Consider the following 20,620-nt stretch of genomic DNA (forward strand, 5'->3'; position numbering starts at 1 on the left):
TGATTAGGTCAGGCCGCAGTCCCTGACGACCTTGTCGATAAAGTCCCGCTTTGCTTGCGTGTATTCAGCACGGCTTTCGGCATGCTCGCCAGCCAATCCGACTTTCAGCTGCTCGTATGCGCGGGCAAGTCTGGCGTCCCCACGGAGTGCGTCGCGAAACGCGATCATCCGGTTCCAGTTGTGGCCGCGATATTCCACCACATGAACCAGATGGGTTCGGGTCTCGCCCTTGATGCCGCGGCCGAAAATATGGTCGTCGGGAACGATATCGCTGCCGGCGTAGTCGTAGCCGATGCTTTCCATTGCTCCGATACAGGCCAGGCCATCTGCGAAATGCTTCACGCCGACCAATATGTCGATGATCGGTTTTGCCTTGATCCTCGAAATAGCAGTGCTGCCGACGTGCTGTATGTCAATCGCCATGTCACCGAGCGCCTGCCGGATCGCTTCCGCTTCAGCTTCATAGGCGTCGTGCCATAGGACGTTTGGCTCGGCGAGCGAAACCGTTTGATTCTTCAAGCCCAGTCCATAGGACGCATCGTCGCGCATGCCAAACCTCGCGAAAACCCATGAGCGCTTCACAGTATCATGAGGTTCGGCATCGCGAAATCAATCGTAGAACGCGTCGACGAACTTGCGCTTGCCGAGCATGAAGGCATCGGCGACATGGCGCAGCGGGGCAAGATCGACATCGGATTTGCCTGCCTTGACGATTTCGGCGAAGCGGCTGTAGAGCGCCGGGTATTCAGCCTCGGGTGCCGAGAATGTCAGTTCGCCGTTGACCGATAGCTTCGAACCGCCTTCGGCTAGAATCATTTGCCCCGCCGCCGTCTCGGCAACGATGTCCCAGCTTTGCTTTCCCGTCTGGCGCCAATCGAATTCGGCATGGACAGGCACATTGTCGGCGTTCTTGAAATGCAGGTCCGCTGCGATCGGCGCGTCGCGGTTCTCGGGGAATTCCAACGTCGCGCGGGTCAGGAAGATCGCCTTGGGAAGGATGTGCGTGACGATCGAGAGCGCGTTGATGCCCGGATCGAAGACACCAAGGCCACCGGCCTGCCAGATCCAGTCCTGGTTCGGATGCCAATGACGGACGTCTTCCTTCCAGATCACATGAACGCTCTGGAAGCTCGTGGAGGCGAGGAACGACTTGGCAGCTTCGACGGCGGCGGCATAGCGTGAATGCCAGCTCGCAAAAAGCGAAACGCCCTTGCTCGCGGCAAGGCTTTCAAGGTCGGCGACCTCGCTCAGCGTCGCGCCGGGAGGCTTTTCCAGGAAAACGTGCTTGCCCGCCGAGAGTGCCTTGTGAGCAGCCTCGTAGCGATATTGCGGCGGCATGCAGAGGGAGACGGCATCGATCGCGGGGATTGCTTCCAGCATTGCTTCGATGGTCGTGAAACTCTGGATACCCTCGACGGTGCCATGACGGCTTGCCGTCGCGATCAGATTGAAATCCGGGTTCTTGGCGACGGAGGGAAGGTGCTGGTCGCGGACAATCTTGCCGACGCCAACAATGGCGAGGTTGATGGGTGACATGCTGGTAGCTCGCGTTCGGTGTTTCGCTCAAAAGTATGATTTATTTTTAATCCGTTTTATCAGAAAGAAGCCGGCGGGCAAGCGCCGGTTGTCGATTACAGCGACGCCATTTCAGCAGGAGCTGCGGGCCTTTTGAATTTCAGCGTTACTACCTGGTAGCCCTCGGCTTCGAGCCTGCTGAGGAGCGTCGGCAGCATCGTGGCGGTGCGGTTATGGATGTCGTGCATCAGGATGATCCCGCGCCCGCGCTTGTGCAGTAGGTCCATCGTTCGCTTGGTGACATTGGCGGGCGAGACGCTGAAATAGTCCTTGGTGTCGATGTCGACGTCCATAACGACCATGTCGCGCATGGCGACGGCGGCCCTCAGCTTGTGGCTGTCGGCCAGATAGGGAAAACGGAAGAAGTTGACGTCCACGCCGGTTGCCTTCGTCACCGCAGCTTCACCGCGCGTTACTTCCGCCATCGCCATGTCGAATGTCAGCGAGGCGAGGTTGTCGTGCTTGTAGGTGTGGCTTCCGATCGCATTGCCGTCGATGGCCACCTTGCGGGCAAGTGCCGGATGCAGGGCTGCCATTTCCCCGACCATCATGAAGGCGCCCTTGACGCCGAACTCGTCGAGTGTCGCAAGCACGCGGTCCGTGCGTCCGGGGATTGGGCCGTCGTCGAAAGAGAGGATGACTTCCTTGTCCTGCAGGCGCAGCTCGTTGAGCGAAGAAATCGTCAGCGTGCGCCCCGCCAGATGGTGCTTGCCGCCGTAGCGTGAGGCTGGCAGTTCGGTGGTCCCGGCATCCGGTGCCGGCTTACCTTCGGGAGAGACGATCGAAGAGGTCTTTATGGTCGTATCTGGGGCGGGATGTCTTGCGGTTTGGCAGCCGGCAAGCACGGTACATAGAATGAGACCGGAATAAACAGCGATGCGATGCATGAAAGTTGGCTCAACAAATCAGTAATGAATGTTGAGACAACCTTTCGGATTATGGTTAACGATCGGTTTCAATTGCTGCGGATTGCGTTCACGCAAGCCGAATTTGGTACGCTTGCGAGAGGCGTGTGACTATCCTGCCATAGCCTCTTCGTATTGGGAGGAGAGTTCCAGCCATTGCTCCTCGGCGAGGGCAAGCTTTGCCGCGGCCTCGCCACGCTGTTTTGCTTTGTCGGCGGCCTTCGCAGGCGCCTTCTCGTAGAGCATGGGATCCGCAAGTTCGACATCAAGTGCCTGAATCACTTTCTCCAGCTTGCCCGTCAAGGATTCGATTTCGTTGATCTTTTTCTTGAGCGGCGCAAGGGAAGCGCGCTTCTCGGCGTTCAGCTTGCGCTGATCGGCTTTCGAGGCCGCATCGTCATTCAGCTGCGGCTTTTCTTCTTTTTTTTTACCGGATGCGACGACGATGTCTCGGTATTCGTCCATGTCGCCTTCAAAGGTCGTCACCGTGCCGTTGTTGACCAGCCAGAGCCGGTCGACCGTCGCTTCGATGAGGTGCCGGTCGTGCGAAATCAGGATAACGGCGCCTTCGTAGTCGTTCAGCGCCTCGATCAGCGCCCGGCGACTGTCGATGTCGAGATGGTTCGTCGGTTCGTCGAGGATCAGCAGGTTCGGTGCATGGAAGGCCGCAAGGCCCATCAGCAGGCGGGCCTTCTCGCCCCCGGAGAGATCCTTGGCAGCCGTCGCCATCTTTTCGGTCGCAAGGCCCATCTGGGCGACGCGGGCGCGCACCTTTGCTTCCGGCGCCTCCGGCATCAGCCGGCGCACATGCTCGACTGCCGACTGGTCCGGAATGAGATCGTCTAGCTGATGCTGCGCAAAGAAGCCGATCTTCAGGCTCGGCGCGAGCTTGACCTCGCCGGCCTCGGATTTGAGGCGGCCTGAGATGAACTTCGCGAACGTCGACTTGCCGTTGCCGTTCGAACCGAGCAGCGCGATGCGGTCGTCGTTGTCGATGCGCAGGTTGAGGTTCCGCAGGATCGGATTTCCGGGCTCATAGCCGACAGAGCCGCCGCTGATGGCAACGATCGGGGAGGCGGGCTGCCTCTCAGGTTCGGGGAAAGTGATCGGCTGCACATGATCCTCGATCACCGCCGAGACCGTTCCCATGCGTTCCAGTGCCTTGACGCGGCTCTGCGCCTGGCGTGCCTTGGTTGCCTTGGCTTTGAAGCGATCGATGAAGCTCTGAAGATGCTTGCGTGCCGCATCGTTCTTTGCTTTCGCCTTGGTCTGCAATTCGTCCGCCTCGGCCTTCTGCCGTTCGAACTGATCGTAGCCGCCCCGATAGAAGGTCAGCTTCTTCTGGTCCAGGTGAACGATCGAATTGACCGCGTTGTTGAGAAGATCGCGGTCGTGGCTGATGATGATCACGGTATGCGGGTAGCGACGAATATAGTCCTCGAGCCACAGCGTGCCTTCAAGGTCGAGATAGTTCGTCGGCTCGTCGAGGAGCAGCAGGTCCGGTTCGGCGAAAAGTACGGCGGCAAGCGCCACGCGCATCCGCCAGCCGCCGGAAAATGCCGAAGCCGGACGCGACTGCGCCTCCTGATCGAAGCCGAGGCCGGCAAGAATGGCTGCCGCACGGGCTTCGGCGGAATGCGCATCGATGTCGACGAGGCGCATCTGGATATCGGCGATGCGGTGCGGATCGGTGGCGGTTTCCGCCTCGGCGACCAGGGCAGCGCGCTCCTTGTCGGCAGCGAGCACGATTTCGATCAACGCGTCTTCCGTTCCGGGCGCTTCCTGAGCGACCTGACCGATCCGCGTATTCTTCGGGATCGATACCACGCCAGTTTCGGAACCCAGGTCGCCGGTGATGACGCGAAACAGCGTGGATTTGCCAGCGCCGTTGCGCCCGACGAGGCCGGCTTTGGTACCGGATGGCAGCGAAACGCTGGCGTGGTCGAGAAGCAGCCGGCCGGCAATGCGTGCGGAAATATCGGTAATCGTGATCATAGGCGGCGTTTTGGCCGAAACCTGCGGTTAGCGCAAGAGCTTGTCGTTCAGCGCCCGAAGGCCTGGACGGGTTGGCGCCGGTTCGACTGGGCTGCATGCAGCGCAATGCGGCCGTTCGCCACCAACTGCGATGCCGTCGTCGCATCCGCGCTCAACGCCACTCCCAGCGAGATCGTCAGCCGCGTGGCGCCCACAGTGTCGGTGGCGGCAAAGACGACATTTTCTTCGACCGACGTCCGCAGACGCTCGGCGATCGCCAACGCCTCCTGCATTCCCACATTGGCGAACAGGAACGTGAATTCGTCGCCATCCGTGCGTGAAACGAAATCGTTCTTCTTGATCGATTTTCGAAAGAGGTCGGCAAGCTTCTTGAGAAGCCTGCTGCCGGCTTGCGTGCCGTAGCGACCGTTGAGCGCTTTAAAATCGTCGATGTCGACCATGATGAGCGCGCTGCCTGAGGCGCCGTCTTCGCGTTCGTAGAGGTCGAGCATCGTCTTGTTGAGAGCGACGCGGTTCGGAAGGCCGGTCAGTCTGTCGGTCGAAGATGCCGATTGCGCTGCCACAACGCCACGCTCGAGCGCCTCCAGCTTTTCGATGTCACCGCGGAGCTTTGCGGAAAGGCTCGTCTCCCCGGCCAATACCTCGGTCAACGACGTCGACAGGTAGTCCATTTCGCTCATGAAAGATGCGAGGCTTTGCTCCGGATTGCCGGCAATCGAATGAAGAACGGCTTCGGCCGAGCGCACGAAACTCTGCTTCTGCCGCAGGCTTTCGGAGAGATGTGCTGCCATATCCTGCAGCATTCTCCCCATCTCGGCCTGGGAGGACTCGCCGACGAGGCCACAGTGACTTACAAGGCGGTATTTCAGACCGATCTCATCGAGGGCGGGTTGTTTGGGGGAAGGGCCAAGCGCAGCGATGTCCTGCGCCAGGGCGGCGTTCTGCCCGATGATTGCATAATGCAGCAGCTCGTAGTTGCGCGGTATGCCGGCAATGCCAAGCCGTGCCATATGCTGGCTGATCCGCTGGATGTCCGTTGCCGGCACGGCCGCCGGGCGCGGGGCTTCGCGTTGCACCTGTGAACTCGATGCTGCATTTCGCATGGCGGCTTCCTCGCTCGTTGGCTCTGTGCGGCCTGGCGTCTCTTCCGCTATGCACCCGAGGGTTTAAAATAGCCTGAATTCGCACCCGGATTGGAGGAAAGGAGACGCAGCGATCGGAGAACGCGGTTAATGCGATGTTGATCGAAGCCACGGCTTGCCGTCTCCGCGTAGGAAATAGGCCAAATCGAGCCCCAGGCTCGGTTTGCCGAGCGCGGTCAGGATCATATGGCATTGCCCCCGATGATGCGTCTGGTGGTTGAAGAAATGCGAAAGACTTGTCCATAACGGCTGGGTGATGGAGATCGGCTGGGTGATTGGCGTGTAGGTGAAGTCAGCGGCAAGCGCCCGTTCGTCGAGTTCTCTCACCCATTCGACGATGCGTCGGTCCTCGACCCGTCTCGCCAGCGAGAGGGAGGCAAGATCGTCGAACAGGACACTGTCGAGCGCCGTTGGAGCCTCGCCTGTGCCCGTGAAGCGCTTCATCCAGATGCGGTCGGCGGCGATCAGGTGGTTCAGCGTGCGGTGCAAAGAACCGAAGAAAGCGCCCTTGTCGTTCCGAAACTCGGCTTCGGACAATTCGGATGCGGCGCCATAGACGAGTGCGTTCGCCCAGCGATTATAGTCTGCGAGCATTCCATACTGCTGCAACATCTCGTCCTCCGTTTGCAGGCGATACTATGCGATTTCCGCGCCGTTGCCTTTGATGACGCCATGAATATTCATGATGGGCGACGGGCCCACCACCCTCGATGGCATTGAATACCGAAGGAGCGTATCGATGCGGTCAGGCCTGTGACAGGGACGTGAAATTACTGCTGCCCCCTTGTTTTCAGGCCATCGGACGGGTAAAGACCGCCCACTTTTCCCCGATAACTGAGGATTTCACAATGGCGATTGAACGCACCTTCTCGATGATCAAGCCCGATGCAACGAAGCGTAACCTGACGGGCGCCATCACCAAGATGCTCGAAGATGCCGGCCTGCGCGTCGTCGCCTCCAAGCGCGTCTGGATGAGCAAGCGCGAAGCAGAAGGCTTCTACGCCGTTCACAAGGAACGCCCTTTCTTCGGCGAACTGGTTGAAGGCATGACCTCCGGCCCGACGATCGTTCAGGTTCTGGAAGGCGAAGGCGCCATCCTGAAGAACCGCGAAATCATGGGCGCGACCAACCCGGCAAACGCTGACGAAGGCACGATCCGCAAGGTTCACGCTCTCTCCATCGGCGAGAACTCGGTTCACGGTTCCGACGCTCCGGAAACGGCTGCCCAGGAAATCAAATACTGGTTCTCCGACACTGAAATCGTTGGCTGATTCAAGCGTTCAGCAGATCTGCCGAACGCATTGAAATGACTCTCGAAGCCGGGGCATTGCTCCGGCTTTTTGATTCAGACCGCCGGGCACGTGTCTGTGTTGGAATAGTCCACGGTTCCGTCCGGTTTGAAGACCTCCGGGTTCTTGTTGTAGAACGGGCCGACGACGAGCGGCTTGCCTGGCAGCATCGCGGCTTGATCAACATCCGAGATCAGCTGCGTCTTCAGTTCCTGCAACGTCTTGCCGCCTGCATCCACGAGCCGGATATTGACGGCATAAGGCCTGTCCTTGCGGATGCAATGGACGGGCGGGCTCTGCAGCGTGATTTGGTCCCAGGCAGGGTAGACTTTTTCATTGAGCACGATTGGCTCGCCGCCGGCTGGATCTTCGAATTCGGCGATTGCCACGGAACCATCGGGAATGGGTGCCGTCTTTCGCAATGTCACGAGATAGGTTGCCGTGGCGACACGGTAGTTGAAGACGAAGAGGTGACCGCTGACTTCGACCATTTTCTCCATCTCGCGCTGACACCCGGCGATAAGCCAGGCGCTCAATGCCAGCGCGGCAATGACCTTCATCCTCATGGCATCTCCTCCTTCTTTCGGCGATAGTGGCGGTGCGCCTTGGCGCGATTGCCGCAAACCGCCATGTCGCACCAGGCGCGGCTCCTGTTCTTGCTGCGATCAATGAACAGCCATCCGCAGTTCCGGCAAATCTTCGTGCGCTCCGGCTCGGAGGTCGCGATGAGCTTCAGCACGGAATGCGCGGTTGCTCTGTCCAGGTCGTTCTGCCCCGATGAACCGCGCAATATCAGCGCAGTTGCCTCCAGGAGGTCAGCGAGCAGCAAGTCGTCGCTGCCCGTCAGTATGCGGCGGCGAAAATAGCCGTCCGTCGCTTCGCGCAGCGAAAAGAATTTTGCCCTGTTTTCCGGTGCCGCGGGCTGTAGGTCGCCGAATAGCGCGCGCTCGGCGCAAAACACCGACGCCGCCTCTGGAAAGGCATCCAGCTGCTGGTCAACCGCGAAGCGGTCGACACGGCGAGCCTCGTCATGCCTGAGAATGACGCTGTTTGCGACGTCCAGCGCCAGCGCGCCGCCAGAGAAACGATGGGAGGTCCACGAAAATGTCATACAGAAAATATAACTGGTAAAACTTATTTTGCCAGTTATGATTTTGGCGATCGGGAGTTTTTGATGGCGTACCTGCTGCAGCAACTGGCGAATGCGATACCGCTGGCCGCGCTCTATGCTGCGCTCGCCTTTGGCTATGCGCTCGCCTTCGGCGTCACGAAACGGGCCGACATAACCTATGGCGCGATATTTGCGTTTGCAGGGCAGATCCTGCTGCTCTTCACCGATTTCGGGTACAACAGGCTTTGGCTGATCCTCCCGGCCGCCCTGGCGTTTGGCGTTATCCTGTCGCTCGTCTATTCGATGGGGGCGGGAATATGGATCGGCCGCTCGATCATGTTGCCGCTCGTTCGCCAGTCTTCCAACACCGTTATCGTTGCGGCTCTCGGCATCACGATCGTCCTGATGGAGACCGCCCGGCTGGCGTCGAACACAAGAAGCCTCTGGCTGTCTCCCTTTCTCAACGGCGGCGTCGTGTTCTGGCGAGACGGAACCTTCGAGGTCGTGCTGACGGAGATCCAGCTCATAAATACAGTGTTCATGTGCACCTTCATCGCGGTTGGCGCCTTCGTCCTCAAACGCACCTCCTGGGGGCGCGTCTGGCGCGCCGTCACGGACGATCCGCTGGCCGCCGAACTCTGCGGTGCCAGCGCCGACCGGGTCTTTCTCTTCGCCTATGCCGGCGCCGCACTGGTCGCGACGCTGTGCGGCATCCTGTCCACCGCCTATTACGGTACGATGGATTTTGGCGCGGGCCTGATGTTCGGGCTCAAGGTTCTGATGGTAGCGGCCGTGGGAGGCTATTCGGATCCGTTGAAGTCGGCAGGAGGGGCTGCAGGTCTCGGCGTCGTCGAGACGTTATGGACGGCCTACGGCCCGTTCCTGTGGCGCGATTTCGTGGTCTTTTCCCTGCTCGTGCTTCTGTTGGTGCTCAGCCGGCGCGAACGCGCCATTCCATAGTCACTTCCATTTGTCGCGCGCCGCGTCGTCCGCATCCTTGGCAGCGATCCAGGCGCCGGACGACCCATCCGTTCCATGTTCTTTTTTCCAGAAGGGCGCCGCGGTTTTCAGGAAGTCCATGACGAAGCTGGCACCGTCGAAGGCTGCATGGCGATGGCGCGCGGCCGCAATGACGAGCACGATATTCTCGCCCGCTGCGATCTTCCCGTGGCGATGGATCGCTGTCAGTCCCAGAAGGCCGAAACGCTCGATAGCGCGTGTGGCGATCCGCGTCATCTCGGCCTCGGCCATGCCCGGGTAGTATTCGAGTTCAAGCGCCGCGAGCGTTCCGCCTTCGTCACGACAGAGGCCGGAGAAGGTCACGATCGCACCGATACCGGGAACGCGCTTGGTCAACAGATCGACTTCGGCCTGCAGGTCGAAATCCTCGCTTTGAACGCGGATCGTCGGGGCGGAGGATAAGCTATTCGTCAATTTATCCCCCTGTCATTGGCGGGAAAATGCCGATCTCCCGCGGATTGCCTATGGGTTCGTCGTGCTCGACATGCTCCTGGTCGAGCGCCACCCGGATCACGTCGGGGAACTGAAGTGCCGTCTCATACTCTTCGCCTAGCGTCTTCAAATGACTCAGAAGATCCGACACGGTGACAACCGACTGGGGCAGGGTGATCTCTTCCTCGCCCTTGCCGATCCGTTCTCGCACCCAGGCGAAATATACGAGCTTCGTCATTCTTCGTCGTCCACGATGTGCTTGATGCCCGCGCGGAAATAGTCGTAGCCGGTATAAATGGTCAAAATGGCCGCGATCCAGAGCAGGCCGATGCCCGTCTTCGTCGTGTACGGAAAGACTTCGTCCCCGGCCGGGCCGGCGAGCAGGAACGCAATCGCAACGAGCTGGACGGTCGTCTTCCATTTGGCGATGCGGGTGACCGGTACGCTGACCTTCAGGGCTGCCAGGTATTCGCGAAGCCCGGACACTAGAATTTCACGGCACAGAATGGTGATCGCCGCCCAGATCGACCATCCGGCAATCGTCTGATCCGCCGCAACCAGCAACAGGATCGAAGCGACCAGCAGCTTGTCGGCGATCGGGTCGAGCATCCGGCCGATATTCGACGTCTGGTTCCAGATGCGCGCAAGATAGCCGTCGAGGAAGTCGGTCAGCGACGCGATGATGAATATCCACAGCGCCACCCATCGGGCGGTATTGCTGATCGCCAGCTTTCCTTCGAGGAAAAAGCACAGGACGATGAGTGGCACGGCCAGGATACGGCCATAGGTCAGCAGATTGGGAATATTATATGCGCGCGATGCCATGAAGCTTTTCTCTGAATTGGTGCGTCCGTAGATGACGGCTTTGACCGCAAAGCGTCAACATTCTTTCTGTTTTTTTGCTGCCTTTGCGTGGAATTTGCGACCGACTCCACCTATTTCGCGGCGTCGTCGTGAAAATGATTGTAAACCTGCTTGGCAACGGTTTCCGAAATTCCCTCGACGGCCATCAGGTCGGAAAGGGCGGCACGCGAAACCGCCTTCGCTGTCCCGAAGTGCTGGAGCAGGGCGCGCTTGCGCGACGGTCCGATGCCGCCGATTTCGTCGAGGGGATTCTTGACCATCTCCTTCTTGCGTCGCGCCCGGTGCGAGCCGATGGCGAAACGGTGTGCCTCGTCGCGCATGCGCTGGATGAAGTAGAGCACCGGATCGCGGGGCGGGAGGGTGAAGCTCTCGCGGCCCTTCGGGAAGAAGCGCTCGCGGCCGGCGTCTCGGTCGACGCCCTTGGCTACCCCGATGGCCGTAACGCTGTCGGTAATGCCGAGCTCGTCCAAGATTGCCCTCACTGCCGTCATCTGCCCCTGGCCGCCATCGATCAGGATGACGTCGGGCCATGCAGGAAAGGGCATATCCGCAGCGTCGGCAGTCGATACCGGCTGGCTCCGATCCGGAATGCCTTCCTCCTTGATCAGCCTCGAAAAACGCCGCGTCATCACCTCGCGCATCATCCCGAAGTCGTCGCCCGGCGTGATGTCCGTCGATTTGATGTTGAACTTGCGATATTGGTTCTTGACGAAACCCTCGGGACCCGCGACCACCATGCCGCCGACGGCGTTGGTGCCCATGATGTGCGAGTTGTCGTAGATCTCGACGCGCTGCGGCACATATGGGAGCTTGAATGTCTCTTTGAAGCCTTCGAGCAGCCGCGACTGCGATGCAGTTTCGGCGAGCTTGCGCCCATGCGCTTCGCGCGCGTTGCCGATAACGTGCTCGACGAGGTCGCGTTTTTCGCCTCGCTGCGGCACCTGGACGGAAATCCTGCGTCCGGCTTTTTCAGCGAGCGCCGCGGCAAGAAGCTCCATCTCGTCCACCGTCTCCGACAGCAGGATCTGTTTCGGCACTGGCTTGTCGTCGTAGAACTGCGCCAGGAAGGCGCTCAGCACCTCGGCGCCCGAAAGCTGCGGATCGGCTTTCGGGAAATAGGCACGGTTGCCCCAGTTCTGCCCGGTACGGAAGAAGAAGACCTGGATACAGGAAATGCCGCCTTCGTGGTGAATTGCAAAGACATCCGCCTCGTCGACGCCCGCAGGGTTGATGCCCTGATGGCTCGACACATGCGACAGCGATGCAAGACGGTCGCGATAGACCGCAGCCCGCTCGAAATCGAGATCCTCGGCTGCCGCGTTCATCGCCTCCGCCATATGCGCCTTCACCTTCTGGCTCTTGCCGGAAAGGAAATCCTTGGCTTCCTGCACGAGTTCGCCGTAGCCCGCATCGCTGATCTCGTGCGTGCAGGGCGCCGAACAGCGCTTGATCTGGTAGAGCAGACAGGGGCGGGTGCGCGTCTCGAAGACGCTGTCCGTACAGGTGCGGATAAGGAAGGCGCGCTGCAGTGAATTGATCGTGCGGCCAACGGCACCGGCAGAAGCGAAGGGCCCGAAATAGTCGCCCTTTCTGGCGCGTGCACCGCGGTGTTTCAGGATGGCCGGTGCGCGGTGGTCGCCGGAGATGAGGATATAGGGAAACGACTTGTCGTCGCGCAGCAGAACGTTAAAGCGCGGCCGCAAGCGCTTGATCAGATTCGCTTCCAGCAACAGCGCTTCGATCTCGGTGCGCGTCGTCACGAACTCCATGTTTGCCGTCTGGCGCACCATCTGGGCAATGCGATTGGAGTGGACGCGGCCCATCGCATAGTTGCCCACGCGCTTCTTCAGGCTGCGGGCCTTCCCGACGTAGAGCACGTCACCCGCTTCGTTGAACATGCGATAGACGCCAGGGCTGTTCGGCAATCGCTTGACGAATTCGGCGATCAGATCGGCACCGATCAGCCCGGTCTCGTTGAGCCCGCCCTCGTTCCAGTCGACCACAGCCGAGATCGGCTGAGCGGAGGCATCGCTCTCCACTTCGATTTCGTCGTCGTTCTCGTCCGTTTCGTCGTAAAGAACGCCGCCGTCCGGCAGCTTCCTTGATGTCATTCCGTAATCTCCGCCACATCGGGCGTCTGCCAGGCAAGATGCTGGCCGCCGTCCAGGGCAATCATTTGGCCGGTGATCGAGGGCGTGTCGTAGAGGAAGCGGATCGTCCGTCCGAACTCGCCGAATCCCGGCCCCGCCTTCATGATAAGCCCGTCGACCTGTGCCTGGAAGTCCTCTTCCGTTTGCCGAGCACTGCGCACCGTCGGGCCGGGGCCTAGCGCATTCACGCGGATCCGCGGCGCAAAGGTCTGCGCCATGGTCTGCGTTGCCGTCCACAGCGCGGCCTTGGAAAGCGTATAGGAAAAGAAAGTGGGATTGAGCGCCCAGACACGCTGGTCGATCACATTGACGATCAGGCCCGCATCGTCTTCCGGCAATTGTTCGGCGAATGCAGCGGCCAGTATCGAGGGGGCCCGGACATGCAGCGCGAAATGCTCCTCCCACGCGGCAGGGTCGAAACGATTTGCCGAATCGTTGTGGAAGGCCGAGGCGTTGTTCACGAGCAAATCGATCGGACCGAGCGCTTCCGAAGCCCTGTTTATCAGCCCGTTCGTCGCGGCAATATGCTTCAGGTCGGCTTGCAGCGAAATCGCGCCCAGACCCCTTTGCCGCAATTCTGCCGCGAAATTCTCGGCCGCGTCGATCGAACGGTTTGCATGGATGGCGACGGAAAAGCCGTTCGCTGCCAGATCTTCGACTATCGCCCGGCCTATTCTGTTGGCCGCGCCGGTCACGAGCGCGGTACGAAGTCTTTTGTCCCTCAAAATCATGCCTCTTCATCACGCGAGTCTGTGCGATGCTATATAGGCGCGTGCGCTGACCTTATAAATAGGCGGTGCGATCGAGGTGAGGGGGATCGACGTTGTCCCCGTTATTTAAAGTAATGCTCTATTAAAATAAGTATTGAAGTTTTAATCATTCGTTATGGTTAACAAATAGTTTGTTGCGGTAAAGCAACATCGAATTTCAGCCACCCGTGCGCCACAATCAAATCACATTTTGGCTCTTTCAAATCCTCATTTGGGCATCAGTTTCCCTCTCGATCCGAAAGGGACGTAAGTAATTGCTCGCGAATGCTTCGCTGTAAGACAGTTGACGAAGAGCGCGGGTTTGAAAGGAGACGAGTATGCGTACTTTTATTGCTAGCCTGTTGGTTTCGACCGTTGCCCTTGGTGGCGTATCCGCTGCTTACGCGGCAGACGCCGTTGATCAGATTCCCGAAGCCCCGATTGCACAGAATGAGCCGGTGACTCCGGCTGGCAACTGGCAGGGCTTCTACCTCGGCGGCGCCGGCACCTATAACATGGGCAGCTTCGCCGACACGTACAACGCTCGTGCTTTCGGCGGTCAGATCTACAGCGGTTACAACTGGCAGCAGGGCCAGATCGTATACGGCGTTGAAGGCGACATCGGCTATTCCGGCGCTGATGCACCGGTCGATGGCGGCACCGCCAAGAACGAAGTGAACGGCTCGCTCCGTGGCCGCATCGGCTACGACCTGAACCCCTTCCTGCTCTATGGTACGGCTGGTCTGGCTGCGACCAAGAACAAGTTCAGCAACTCTGTCGGCTCCGACACCGATACGGCGCTCGGCTACACGGTTGGCGCCGGTGCGGAAACGTTCATCACGAACAACATCACGGCTCGTGTTGAATATCGCTACACCGACTACCAGCACAACGACTTCAACATCGGCGGCACCAACGTATCGCGCGGCTATGACGAACACAGCGTCAAGGTCGGTATCGGCATGAAGTTCTAAGCCGAACATCGAATGAGAAAAAGCCGGGCGCAATGCCCGGCTTTTTCGTTTCTTGTCGGGAGCTATGCAGCTCGACATCCCCAGGTGCTGTTTTCTCAAAGCGACCGGGCAGGCCTCAGCTCTGAGGCTTCAGCTCGCCGTAGGCCGAGAATTTCTTCTCGAAGTCGCGAAGCCAGCCGATCAGTTCGGAGTGATCCGCCTCCCAGTGCCCCTTGAAGCGCAGATCGAGGTAGCCGAGCGTCGCAGCAAGCGCAAAGTGGCCGCCATGCAGCTTTTTGCCGATCTTCGGCAGGTGGACGCTGAGGTGGTTGAGCCCGCTGACGGCTTTCTTCCATTGCCGATCGATCCAGGGCTGGTGCACTTTTTCCTCGTCGCGGGACCTGCGTTCGTAGACGATTGCCAGCAGGCAATCGCAAATGCCGTCGCACAATGCTTCGAGTGTCTCGGCCTCGGTGCGCTTGCCGTTCTTTGTCGGATAGAGCTGTTTGCCTTTCAGTCGGCCGAAATAGTGCATGATCGCGATGCTGTCGAAGATCGAAACCCCGTCGTCGGTCAGCAGGGTAGGGATTTTACCGAGCGGATTGTTATCCACGAGGACGGCCGGTCCGGCGTTGGTGTCGACACGAATTTCGGTGACATCGAGATCAAGATAGCGCGCGGCCATCCGCACCTTGCTGGAGTAGGGCGAGGTCGGTGCGCAAAGAATCTTCATCGTTTTTCTCTCTGAAAAGCTGCCTGTGTGCCCGGACTATTTCGCTCCGGAAGGCGTCGGTCAATCGTCTTTCGCGGCCTTGCTCTCCCCGCGCAGCCAGAATGCGCGATGTGAGGCGTAGCGGTCCTGGGCCATATGGTCCTTGAGCGCTGGAAGCAATGCGTGCAGCTCGTCCTTCAGCGTATAGGGAGGATTGACAACGATCAGGCCCGACCCCGTGAGGCCGGTAATGCCGCGATCGCTGCGGACGCTGAGTTCGGCGCAAAGTATCTTCGGAATATCGAGGGCCTGGAGTGCCTCATGGAATTCCTTGACGGGCGCGCCCCGCTTCAGCGGATACCAAAGGCAATAGGTCCCGCCCGGGAATCGGCGATAGGCCTTGGCAAGCCCGTCGACCAGGCGGTCGTACTCGCCTTCCTCTTCAAACGGCGGATCGACAAGCACGATGCCGCGCTTTTCTTTCGGCGGCAGATGTGCGCCGAGCGAAAGCCACCCATCGAGCTCGGTGATGCGGGCATGATGGTCGCCTTCGAACACGCGGTGCAGGCGCACATAATCCTCGGGGTGCAGTTCCATGGCCGAGAGCCTGTCCTGCGGGCGAAACAGCATACGCGAGACCTTGGGCGAACCAGGGTAAAAACGGATGCCGCCATCCGGGTTGAGTTCCCGGACAACAGTGAGATAGGGCTCCAGCAGCTCTGCAATTTGAGGCGCGAGCTCGGCGTCCAGTATCTTGCCGATGCCGTCCCGCCATTCGCCCGTCTTCTGCGCCTCCTCGGAGGAAAGGTCGTAGAGCCCGATGCCTGCATGCGTGTCGAGCACGCGAAAACCCGCATCCTTCTTCTGCATGTAGCGAACGAGGCGAGCCAGGACGGCATGCTTCAGCACATCCGCAAAGTTGCCCGCATGATAGATGTGGCGATAGTTCATTTTCGCTGATGCCCGTGATGAATTCGCCTGATCGGCGTCATTTGTGGCTTTTGGCCGGTTCCGCGTTGGAATATAGAATTCCCATGAACATTGCGACCCCCGTCCAAGCCAAATCTCCGAAGTCTGACATCAAGGTCGGCCATACCGCCTGTCCGCACGACTGTCCGTCCACCTGCGCGCTCGAGGTCGAACTGACCGAGGACGGTCGCATTGGCCGTGTGCGCGGTGCCGGTGACCACTCCTATACGGCTGGCGTGATCTGCGCCAAGGTCGCGCGCTATGCCGAGCGGCTCTACCATCCGGACCGGCTCATGCATCCACAACGCCGCAAGGGCGCCAAGGGGGCAGGTCAATGGCAGCAGATATCCTGGGACGATGCGCTGGACGAGATCGCCGAGGCTTTCGTCAAGGCGGAGGCCAAGGACGGCAGCGAAGCGATCTGGCCCTACTACTACGCCGGCACAATGGGCTGGGTTCAGCGCGACTCCATCGATCGCCTGCGTCACGCCAAGCGCTACTCCGGTTTCTTCTCGTCGATCTGCACCAATCCCGCCTGGACAGGCTTCACGATGGCGACCGGTACGCTTCGCGGCCCCGATCCGCGCGAGATGGCGCGCACCGATTGCGTCGTCATCTGGGGCACCAATGCGGTCGCGACCCAAGTCAACGTCATGACCCATGCGATCAAGGCCCGCAAGGAACGCCAGGCTAGGATCGTCGTCATCGACATCTACGACAATCCGACGATGAAGCAGGCTGACATGGCGCTGGTCGTCAAGCCCGGCACGGACGCGGCGCTCGCCTGCGCCGTCATGCATATCGCCTTCCGGGACGGCTATGCCGACCGGGCCTACATGGCGAAATACGCCGACGACCCGAGTGGACTGGAGGCCCACTTGAAATCCAGGACGCCGGAATGGGCCGCAGCCGTCACCGGTCTTTCCGTCGAAGAGATCGAGGCCTTCGGCAAGCTCGTCGGAACGACGAAGAAGACCTATTTCCGTCTCGGTTACGGTTTCACCCGCCAGCGCAATGGCGCGGTTGCAATGCATGCTGCCGCCTCGATCGCAACCGTGCTCGGCTCCTGGCAATATGAGGGCGGCGGCGCGTTCCATTCGAACAGCGACATCTTCCGCATGAACAACGCGGAGCTGACCGGCAAGCCGATGAAGGATGCGGACGTCCGGATGATCGACCAGTCGCAGATCGGTCGGGCTCTGACGGGCGATGCCGTGGCGCTCCGCAACCGCGGCCCCGTTACGGCCATGCTGATCCAGAACACGAATCCGGTGAACATCGCGCCCGAGCAGCGGCTGGTGAAGCGCGGCTTTGGCCGCGACGACCTCTTTGTAGCGGTGCATGAGCAGTTCATGACCGAGACAGCCGAAATGGCCGATATCGTCATTCCGGCCACGATGTTCGTCGAGCACGACGACATCTATCGCGCCGGCGGCCAGAACCACATTTTGCTTGGTCCCAAACTCGTTGAACCGCCCTCGACCGTACGCACCAACCTCTTTGTCATCGAGGAACTTGCCAAGCGCCTCGGCGTCGCCGGTCGCCCAGGCTTCGGCTTCACGGCGCGCGAGATGATCGATCGGGTTCTCGCATCCAGCAACCTGCCGGGCTACGACCATTTCCTCGAGCACAAGTGGTTCGACCGCCAGCCGGAATTCGAGGATGCGCATTTCCTGAATGGCTTTGCGCACCCGGACGGCAAGTTTCGCTTCCGCCCCGACTGGACCAACCAGCCGGCGCCAAACCGCCCGCCCGATGCTGTCGGACTGCTTGGCCCGTATGTGGAGCTGCCCGCATTCCCCGATCAGGTCGATGTCATTGAAGTGGCGGACGCCGAGCATCCTTTCCGCCTGGCGACATCGCCGGCGCGCAACTTCCTGAATTCCAGCTTCTCCGAGACGAAGACGTCTCGCCAGAAGGAAGGACGCCCAGAGCTGATGATCAATCCTGAGGACGCCGTCGCGCAGGGCATTTCGCACGGCGATATCGTTCAGGTCGGCAATAGGAGGGGCGAGGTGCGTCTCCACGCCCGCATCACGAACGACGTAAAACCGGGAGTTTTGATCGCCGAAGGGCTGTGGCCGAACAAAGCGCACGTGGATGGAGAGGGGATCAACGTTCTGACCGGCGCCGATCCCGTGGCCCCTTATGGAGGGGCCGCCGTTCACGACAACAAAGTCTGGCTGCGCAGGGATCCCGCATGACGAAATTCGAGAAGGCAAAGGCCGAAGTCGTTGGCGACGAGACGCTATCGAAAGGCTGGACGCGGCTCAGCAACTACCTGGTCGACTACACCGATTCTGAAGGGGAAACCCATCGCGTCAGCCGCGAGGTCTACCACCGCACGCCTGCAGCGACGATCCTGCTCTACGATCCCAAACACGGGACAGTGGTCCTCGTCCGGCAGTTCCGCCTGCCGCTCCAGCTTCACGGCGAACCCGCCTGGATCCTGGAAACACCCGCCGGCCTCCTGGACGGCGACGAGCCTGAGGCTGCCATCCGCCGAGAAGCGATGGAGGAAACCGGATTTCGGGTTCGCGATGTCCGCTTCCTCTTCACGGCATACAGCTCGCCAGGCTCCAGCATGGAAGTCATCCATTTCTTCGCAGCCGCCATCGATACGACGGATCGTGTCTCGAACGGCGGCGGTCTTGCTGAAGAGCACGAGGATATCGAGGTGCTGGAGATCCCGCTCGAAAAGGCAATGGCGATGATCGAGAGCGGCGAGATCGTCGATCTGAAGACCATCGTCTTGCTGCAATGGGCCGTTCTGAACAGGACTTCCCTTGGCTAAGCCTGGCGCGGTATCCTCACCGCTTCGGCCGCTCGCTTGAGTTTAGCATCGGCCGTCGCAAGCGGCACCGCTTGTATCAAGGCGAGCGCAAGGTAGGCGGCATCATAGGCTGAAAATTGATGTTTGCGCGCAAGTCGGATGACGGTCGGATGATCGTCGTCGAAGTTTGTCCGCAGAGGCAGACTCTCCAACCGCATCAGGCAGGCGAGGACATCTGCGCTGGCGATGCGATGCCGTCGTTCTGCTCTGAGCAGGATATTGCGCATTTCATGCCAGAACAGGTCCGGCACAAGCGCATCTTCGCTTTCCAGCAGCGACAACGCCCTTTCGGCCTCCTGATTGTCGTCGTCCGGCAGGAGCCACGCAGCGGCAACCGATGCGTCGACGACAAAGGGCATCCGCGCTGCCCCTCCCGCCGCCATTCCTGTATCTCTGCAGCGGTTGCCTTCGTTCGTTCGGCTCGTTCGATGCGAAGCAGTCTGATGGCTTCGGCCCGTTCGCCGGCGTTGTCGATCCTGCTCAGACGCGCCACGGGAGTGCTGCCACGCGATATCTCTATTTCCTCGCCCTTCTCAACTTTCGCCAGAAGTTCAGACAGATGCGTTTTTGCTTCCGCGACCTTTTCCTTGATTGCCATTCCGAAATCCTTCTTCTTGGCTCAGGATAGGCCGCGCCAGATAGTGGTCAACTGGTTGACCAACTTCGCAAATGCGTCGGTGGTATTCACACCTATGTCATGAATCGGGGTTATGCGCTCCGGCTTGTCATAATTCATCGTCCGTTAGGAGAAAGCCTATGTGGCTCAGCAATTTCACGATCGTTCTTCCAGATGAGGTCGTGAAAAACGGCTCGATCCGCATCGAGGAAGGCGTTGTTGCCGAGATCCGGCCGGAAGCCGTCGCGGGTGGCGCAATCGATGGCGGCGGACGTCTGTTGATGCCCGGCTTCGTCGATCTGCACGGAGATATGATCGAACGCGAAATCGCGCCGCGTCCGAATGCGATGATGCCGATCGACTTCGGTATTCACGAACTGGACAAGAAGCTTGCCGCCCATGGCGTGACTACGGCTTTTGCTGCCGTCTCCTTTGCCACCGAGAGCGTCTACGGCCATGTTCGCTCGCTCGAAACCACCGCCGCGATCATTGAGGGGATCACCGGTCTCAGGGAGGATTTGCTGATCGATCACCGCGTGCATGCGCGCTACGAGATCACCAATCTGGGTGCGGCGCCGGCGCTGGAGAAGCTGCTCGACGCCGGCCATATCGACATGGTGTCGTTGACCGACCACACGCCGGGGCAGGGCCAGTACAACAACATCCAGAGCTATATCCTGAGCATTGCCGAGCGGCGCGCCGTCTCCGAGGAAATGGCAGCCGAGATGGTGGCGAAGCGTATCGCGATGCGCGACAATCCGGAGATCGACGTCAAGCTCAAGCACATCGTCGACCTATCGCTGCGCCATAAGCTGTCGCTTGCCTCCCACGACGACGACAGCGCGGAGAAGGTCGCCGAGATGCACGATCTCGGCGTCACGATCAGCGAGTTTCCGGTGACGCTTTCGGCGGCCGAGGAAGCGCGGCGTCGTGGCCTGTGGACGCTCATGGGAGCTCCGAATGCACTTCGCGGCCAGTCCATGTCGGGCAATCTGAGTGCACTGGATGCGGCAAGCGCCGGCCTGCTGACGGTTATCGCCGCCGATTACCATCCGGCTGCCTTCGTGCCCGGCATCTTCAAGATAGCCGGTCAGACCGATCTGCCGACCGCCGTTGCTATGGCGACCAGGAACGCCGCGCGCTCTGCGGGCCTTATGGATCGCGGAGAGATCGCCATCGGCCAGCGTGCCGATCTGGTTGTCGTCGAAGCAGGCGATGTGCACCGGATCCGCGCGACCTTCCGCGGCGGTCGCTTCGTCTACAGCGACGGCACACTGCACCAGCCACGGGCACTTGCTGCCTGAG

Annotated in this window: 22 protein-coding genes and 1 pseudogene; 6 read left to right on the top strand and 17 right to left on the bottom strand. The window is 60.1% G+C overall.

Going from position 1 to position 20,620, the window contains the following annotated elements:
• Window positions 1–3 precede the first annotated feature (3 nt).
• The 6 genes from ASC97_RS30035 to ASC97_RS30060 form a co-directional block, all read right to left on the bottom strand.
• A complete protein-coding gene (locus ASC97_RS30035) occupies window positions 4–549 on the bottom strand; it encodes a GrpB family protein (protein ID WP_057471978.1) in 546 nt (181 codons plus the stop codon).
• 60 nt (window positions 550–609) lie between these two features.
• Complete coding sequence (locus ASC97_RS30040) at window positions 610–1,536, bottom strand: Gfo/Idh/MocA family protein (RefSeq protein WP_057471979.1); 927 nt, start codon at window positions 1,534–1,536, stop codon at window positions 610–612.
• A 95-nt stretch (window positions 1,537–1,631) separates the two neighbouring features.
• Window positions 1,632–2,462 carry a polysaccharide deacetylase family protein gene (locus tag ASC97_RS30045; RefSeq protein WP_057471980.1) on the bottom strand — a complete coding sequence of 277 codons (831 nt, stop codon included), beginning with the start codon at window positions 2,460–2,462 and terminating at the stop codon, window positions 1,632–1,634.
• Between the two features lie 129 nt (window positions 2,463–2,591).
• Window positions 2,592–4,475: an ABC-F family ATP-binding cassette domain-containing protein gene (locus ASC97_RS30050; protein WP_057471981.1), complete on the bottom strand. Its 1,884-nt coding sequence runs from the start codon at window positions 4,473–4,475 to the stop codon at window positions 2,592–2,594.
• A 47-nt stretch (window positions 4,476–4,522) separates the two neighbouring features.
• Window positions 4,523–5,578, bottom strand: coding sequence for a GGDEF domain-containing protein (locus tag ASC97_RS30055; RefSeq protein ID WP_057471982.1), 1,056 nt, complete (start codon window positions 5,576–5,578; stop codon window positions 4,523–4,525).
• Window positions 5,579–5,704: 126 nt separating this feature from the next.
• Window positions 5,705–6,229: a DinB family protein gene (locus ASC97_RS30060; RefSeq protein ID WP_057471983.1), complete on the bottom strand. Its 525-nt coding sequence runs from the start codon at window positions 6,227–6,229 to the stop codon at window positions 5,705–5,707.
• Between the two features lie 236 nt (window positions 6,230–6,465).
• Here ASC97_RS30060 and ndk point away from each other — a divergent pair, with 236 nt between their 5' ends.
• On the top strand, window positions 6,466–6,888 hold the full coding sequence (gene ndk, locus ASC97_RS30065) for a nucleoside-diphosphate kinase (RefSeq protein WP_016553456.1): 423 nt from the start codon (window positions 6,466–6,468) through the stop codon (window positions 6,886–6,888).
• Window positions 6,889–6,962: 74 nt separating this feature from the next.
• Here the strand turns inward: ndk and ASC97_RS30070 are convergent, their stop codons facing one another.
• Together ASC97_RS30070 and ASC97_RS30075 are read right to left on the bottom strand one after the other, a co-directional pair.
• Entirely contained in the window at window positions 6,963–7,472 is a 510-nt protein-coding gene (locus tag ASC97_RS30070; protein ID WP_082530231.1) for a hypothetical protein, read from the bottom strand.
• Window positions 7,469–8,017, bottom strand: coding sequence for a CGNR zinc finger domain-containing protein (locus tag ASC97_RS30075; RefSeq protein ID WP_057471985.1), 549 nt, complete (start codon window positions 8,015–8,017; stop codon window positions 7,469–7,471). The genes ASC97_RS30070 and ASC97_RS30075 overlap by 4 nt, the downstream gene beginning before the upstream one ends.
• 63 nt (window positions 8,018–8,080) lie before the next feature.
• On the opposite strand from ASC97_RS30075, the gene ASC97_RS30080 reads away from it, so the two are divergent.
• Window positions 8,081–8,977, top strand: a complete 897-nt coding sequence (locus tag ASC97_RS30080; protein WP_057471986.1) for a branched-chain amino acid ABC transporter permease — start codon at window positions 8,081–8,083, stop codon at window positions 8,975–8,977.
• Here ASC97_RS30080 and ASC97_RS30085 read toward each other — a convergent pair whose 3' ends face one another.
• From ASC97_RS30085 to ASC97_RS30105, 5 genes are all read right to left on the bottom strand, one after another.
• Window positions 8,978–9,451, bottom strand: coding sequence for a molybdenum cofactor biosynthesis protein MoaE (locus tag ASC97_RS30085; RefSeq protein WP_057471987.1), 474 nt, complete (start codon window positions 9,449–9,451; stop codon window positions 8,978–8,980).
• Between the two features lies 1 nt (window position 9,452).
• A complete protein-coding gene (gene moaD / locus ASC97_RS30090) occupies window positions 9,453–9,707 on the bottom strand; it encodes a molybdopterin converting factor subunit 1 (protein WP_037063785.1) in 255 nt (84 codons plus the stop codon).
• A complete protein-coding gene (pgsA, locus tag ASC97_RS30095; protein WP_057471988.1) occupies window positions 9,704–10,294 on the bottom strand; it encodes a CDP-diacylglycerol--glycerol-3-phosphate 3-phosphatidyltransferase in 591 nt (196 codons plus the stop codon). Before pgsA ends, moaD begins: the two co-directional genes overlap by 4 nt.
• Before the next feature lie 110 nt (window positions 10,295–10,404).
• Window positions 10,405–12,444, bottom strand: coding sequence for an excinuclease ABC subunit UvrC (gene uvrC / locus ASC97_RS30100; protein WP_057471989.1), 2,040 nt, complete (start codon window positions 12,442–12,444; stop codon window positions 10,405–10,407).
• Window positions 12,441–13,208 carry an SDR family oxidoreductase gene (locus tag ASC97_RS30105; protein ID WP_113000378.1) on the bottom strand — a complete coding sequence of 256 codons (768 nt, stop codon included), beginning with the start codon at window positions 13,206–13,208 and terminating at the stop codon, window positions 12,441–12,443. The genes uvrC and ASC97_RS30105 overlap by 4 nt, the downstream gene beginning before the upstream one ends.
• Window positions 13,209–13,570: 362 nt before the next feature.
• Here ASC97_RS30105 and ASC97_RS30110 point away from each other — a divergent pair, with 362 nt between their 5' ends.
• A complete protein-coding gene (locus tag ASC97_RS30110; protein ID WP_057471991.1) occupies window positions 13,571–14,206 on the top strand; it encodes an outer membrane protein in 636 nt (211 codons plus the stop codon).
• Window positions 14,207–14,321: 115 nt separating this feature from the next.
• Here the strand turns inward: ASC97_RS30110 and ASC97_RS30115 are convergent, their stop codons facing one another.
• Together ASC97_RS30115 and ASC97_RS30120 are read right to left on the bottom strand one after the other, a co-directional pair.
• The gene (locus tag ASC97_RS30115) at window positions 14,322–14,918 is read right to left on the bottom strand and encodes a glutathione S-transferase (RefSeq protein ID WP_057471992.1); all 597 of its coding nucleotides are present in this window, start codon (window positions 14,916–14,918) and stop codon (window positions 14,322–14,324) included.
• A 60-nt stretch (window positions 14,919–14,978) separates the two neighbouring features.
• Window positions 14,979–15,848, bottom strand: a complete 870-nt coding sequence (locus ASC97_RS30120) for a 23S rRNA (adenine(2030)-N(6))-methyltransferase RlmJ (RefSeq protein WP_057471993.1) — start codon at window positions 15,846–15,848, stop codon at window positions 14,979–14,981.
• An 83-nt stretch (window positions 15,849–15,931) separates the two neighbouring features.
• Between ASC97_RS30120 and ASC97_RS30125 the strand changes: the two genes are divergently transcribed.
• Both ASC97_RS30125 and ASC97_RS30130 read left to right on the top strand, forming a co-directional pair.
• The gene (locus ASC97_RS30125) at window positions 15,932–18,070 is read left to right on the top strand and encodes a molybdopterin-containing oxidoreductase family protein (RefSeq protein ID WP_057471994.1); all 2,139 of its coding nucleotides are present in this window, start codon (window positions 15,932–15,934) and stop codon (window positions 18,068–18,070) included.
• Window positions 18,067–18,660, top strand: a complete 594-nt coding sequence (locus ASC97_RS30130; RefSeq protein WP_057471995.1) for an NUDIX domain-containing protein — start codon at window positions 18,067–18,069, stop codon at window positions 18,658–18,660. The genes ASC97_RS30125 and ASC97_RS30130 overlap by 4 nt, the downstream gene beginning before the upstream one ends.
• On the opposite strand, the gene ASC97_RS30135 is transcribed toward ASC97_RS30130, so the two are convergent.
• On the bottom strand, window positions 18,657–19,058 hold the full coding sequence (locus ASC97_RS30135) for a type II toxin-antitoxin system VapC family toxin (RefSeq protein ID WP_057471996.1): 402 nt from the start codon (window positions 19,056–19,058) through the stop codon (window positions 18,657–18,659). The genes ASC97_RS30130 and ASC97_RS30135 overlap by 4 nt on opposite strands.
• Before the next feature lie 106 nt (window positions 19,059–19,164).
• Window positions 19,165–19,297, bottom strand: a pseudogene (locus tag ASC97_RS36125) (type II toxin-antitoxin system Phd/YefM family antitoxin); the annotation flags it as partial.
• Between the two features lie 158 nt (window positions 19,298–19,455).
• Between ASC97_RS36125 and ASC97_RS30140 the strand changes: the two are divergent.
• A complete protein-coding gene (locus ASC97_RS30140; RefSeq protein ID WP_057471997.1) occupies window positions 19,456–20,619 on the top strand; it encodes an alpha-D-ribose 1-methylphosphonate 5-triphosphate diphosphatase in 1,164 nt (387 codons plus the stop codon).
• The last annotated feature ends 1 nt before the right edge of the window (window position 20,620 follow it).

Source organism: Rhizobium sp. Root1203, from assembly GCF_001424945.1.
In the GTDB taxonomy this organism is placed as follows: domain Bacteria; phylum Pseudomonadota; class Alphaproteobacteria; order Rhizobiales; family Rhizobiaceae; genus Rhizobium.

What these genes read in the sequence shown, in the direction of transcription:
- ASC97_RS30120 (WP_057471993.1), bottom strand. Translation starts at nt 15,848, where the DNA reads ATGAACTATCGCCACATCTATCATGCGGGCAACTTTGCGGATGTGCTG.
- ASC97_RS30130 (WP_057471995.1), top strand. Translation starts at nt 18,067, where the DNA reads ATGACGAAATTCGAGAAGGCAAAGGCCGAAGTCGTTGGCGACGAGACG.
- ASC97_RS30135 (WP_057471996.1), bottom strand. Translation starts at nt 19,058, where the DNA reads ATGCCCTTTGTCGTCGACGCATCGGTTGCCGCTGCGTGGCTCCTGCCG.
- ndk (WP_016553456.1), top strand. Translation starts at nt 6,466, where the DNA reads ATGGCGATTGAACGCACCTTCTCGATGATCAAGCCCGATGCAACGAAG.
- ASC97_RS30055 (WP_057471982.1), bottom strand. Translation starts at nt 5,578, where the DNA reads ATGCGAAATGCAGCATCGAGTTCACAGGTGCAACGCGAAGCCCCGCGC.
- ASC97_RS30075 (WP_057471985.1), bottom strand. Translation starts at nt 8,017, where the DNA reads ATGACATTTTCGTGGACCTCCCATCGTTTCTCTGGCGGCGCGCTGGCG.
- ASC97_RS30080 (WP_057471986.1), top strand. Translation starts at nt 8,081, where the DNA reads ATGGCGTACCTGCTGCAGCAACTGGCGAATGCGATACCGCTGGCCGCG.
- ASC97_RS30035 (WP_057471978.1), bottom strand. Translation starts at nt 549, where the DNA reads ATGCGCGACGATGCGTCCTATGGACTGGGCTTGAAGAATCAAACGGTT.
- ASC97_RS30110 (WP_057471991.1), top strand. Translation starts at nt 13,571, where the DNA reads ATGCGTACTTTTATTGCTAGCCTGTTGGTTTCGACCGTTGCCCTTGGT.
- uvrC (WP_057471989.1), bottom strand. Translation starts at nt 12,444, where the DNA reads ATGACATCAAGGAAGCTGCCGGACGGCGGCGTTCTTTACGACGAAACG.
- ASC97_RS30045 (WP_057471980.1), bottom strand. Translation starts at nt 2,462, where the DNA reads ATGCATCGCATCGCTGTTTATTCCGGTCTCATTCTATGTACCGTGCTT.
- pgsA (WP_057471988.1), bottom strand. Translation starts at nt 10,294, where the DNA reads ATGGCATCGCGCGCATATAATATTCCCAATCTGCTGACCTATGGCCGT.
- ASC97_RS30040 (WP_057471979.1), bottom strand. Translation starts at nt 1,536, where the DNA reads ATGTCACCCATCAACCTCGCCATTGTTGGCGTCGGCAAGATTGTCCGC.
- ASC97_RS30125 (WP_057471994.1), top strand. Translation starts at nt 15,932, where the DNA reads ATGAACATTGCGACCCCCGTCCAAGCCAAATCTCCGAAGTCTGACATC.
- ASC97_RS30070 (WP_082530231.1), bottom strand. Translation starts at nt 7,472, where the DNA reads ATGAGGATGAAGGTCATTGCCGCGCTGGCATTGAGCGCCTGGCTTATC.
- ASC97_RS30060 (WP_057471983.1), bottom strand. Translation starts at nt 6,229, where the DNA reads ATGTTGCAGCAGTATGGAATGCTCGCAGACTATAATCGCTGGGCGAAC.
- ASC97_RS30140 (WP_057471997.1), top strand. Translation starts at nt 19,456, where the DNA reads ATGTGGCTCAGCAATTTCACGATCGTTCTTCCAGATGAGGTCGTGAAA.
- ASC97_RS30115 (WP_057471992.1), bottom strand. Translation starts at nt 14,918, where the DNA reads ATGAAGATTCTTTGCGCACCGACCTCGCCCTACTCCAGCAAGGTGCGG.
- ASC97_RS30050 (WP_057471981.1), bottom strand. Translation starts at nt 4,475, where the DNA reads ATGATCACGATTACCGATATTTCCGCACGCATTGCCGGCCGGCTGCTT.
- moaD (WP_037063785.1), bottom strand. Translation starts at nt 9,707, where the DNA reads ATGACGAAGCTCGTATATTTCGCCTGGGTGCGAGAACGGATCGGCAAG.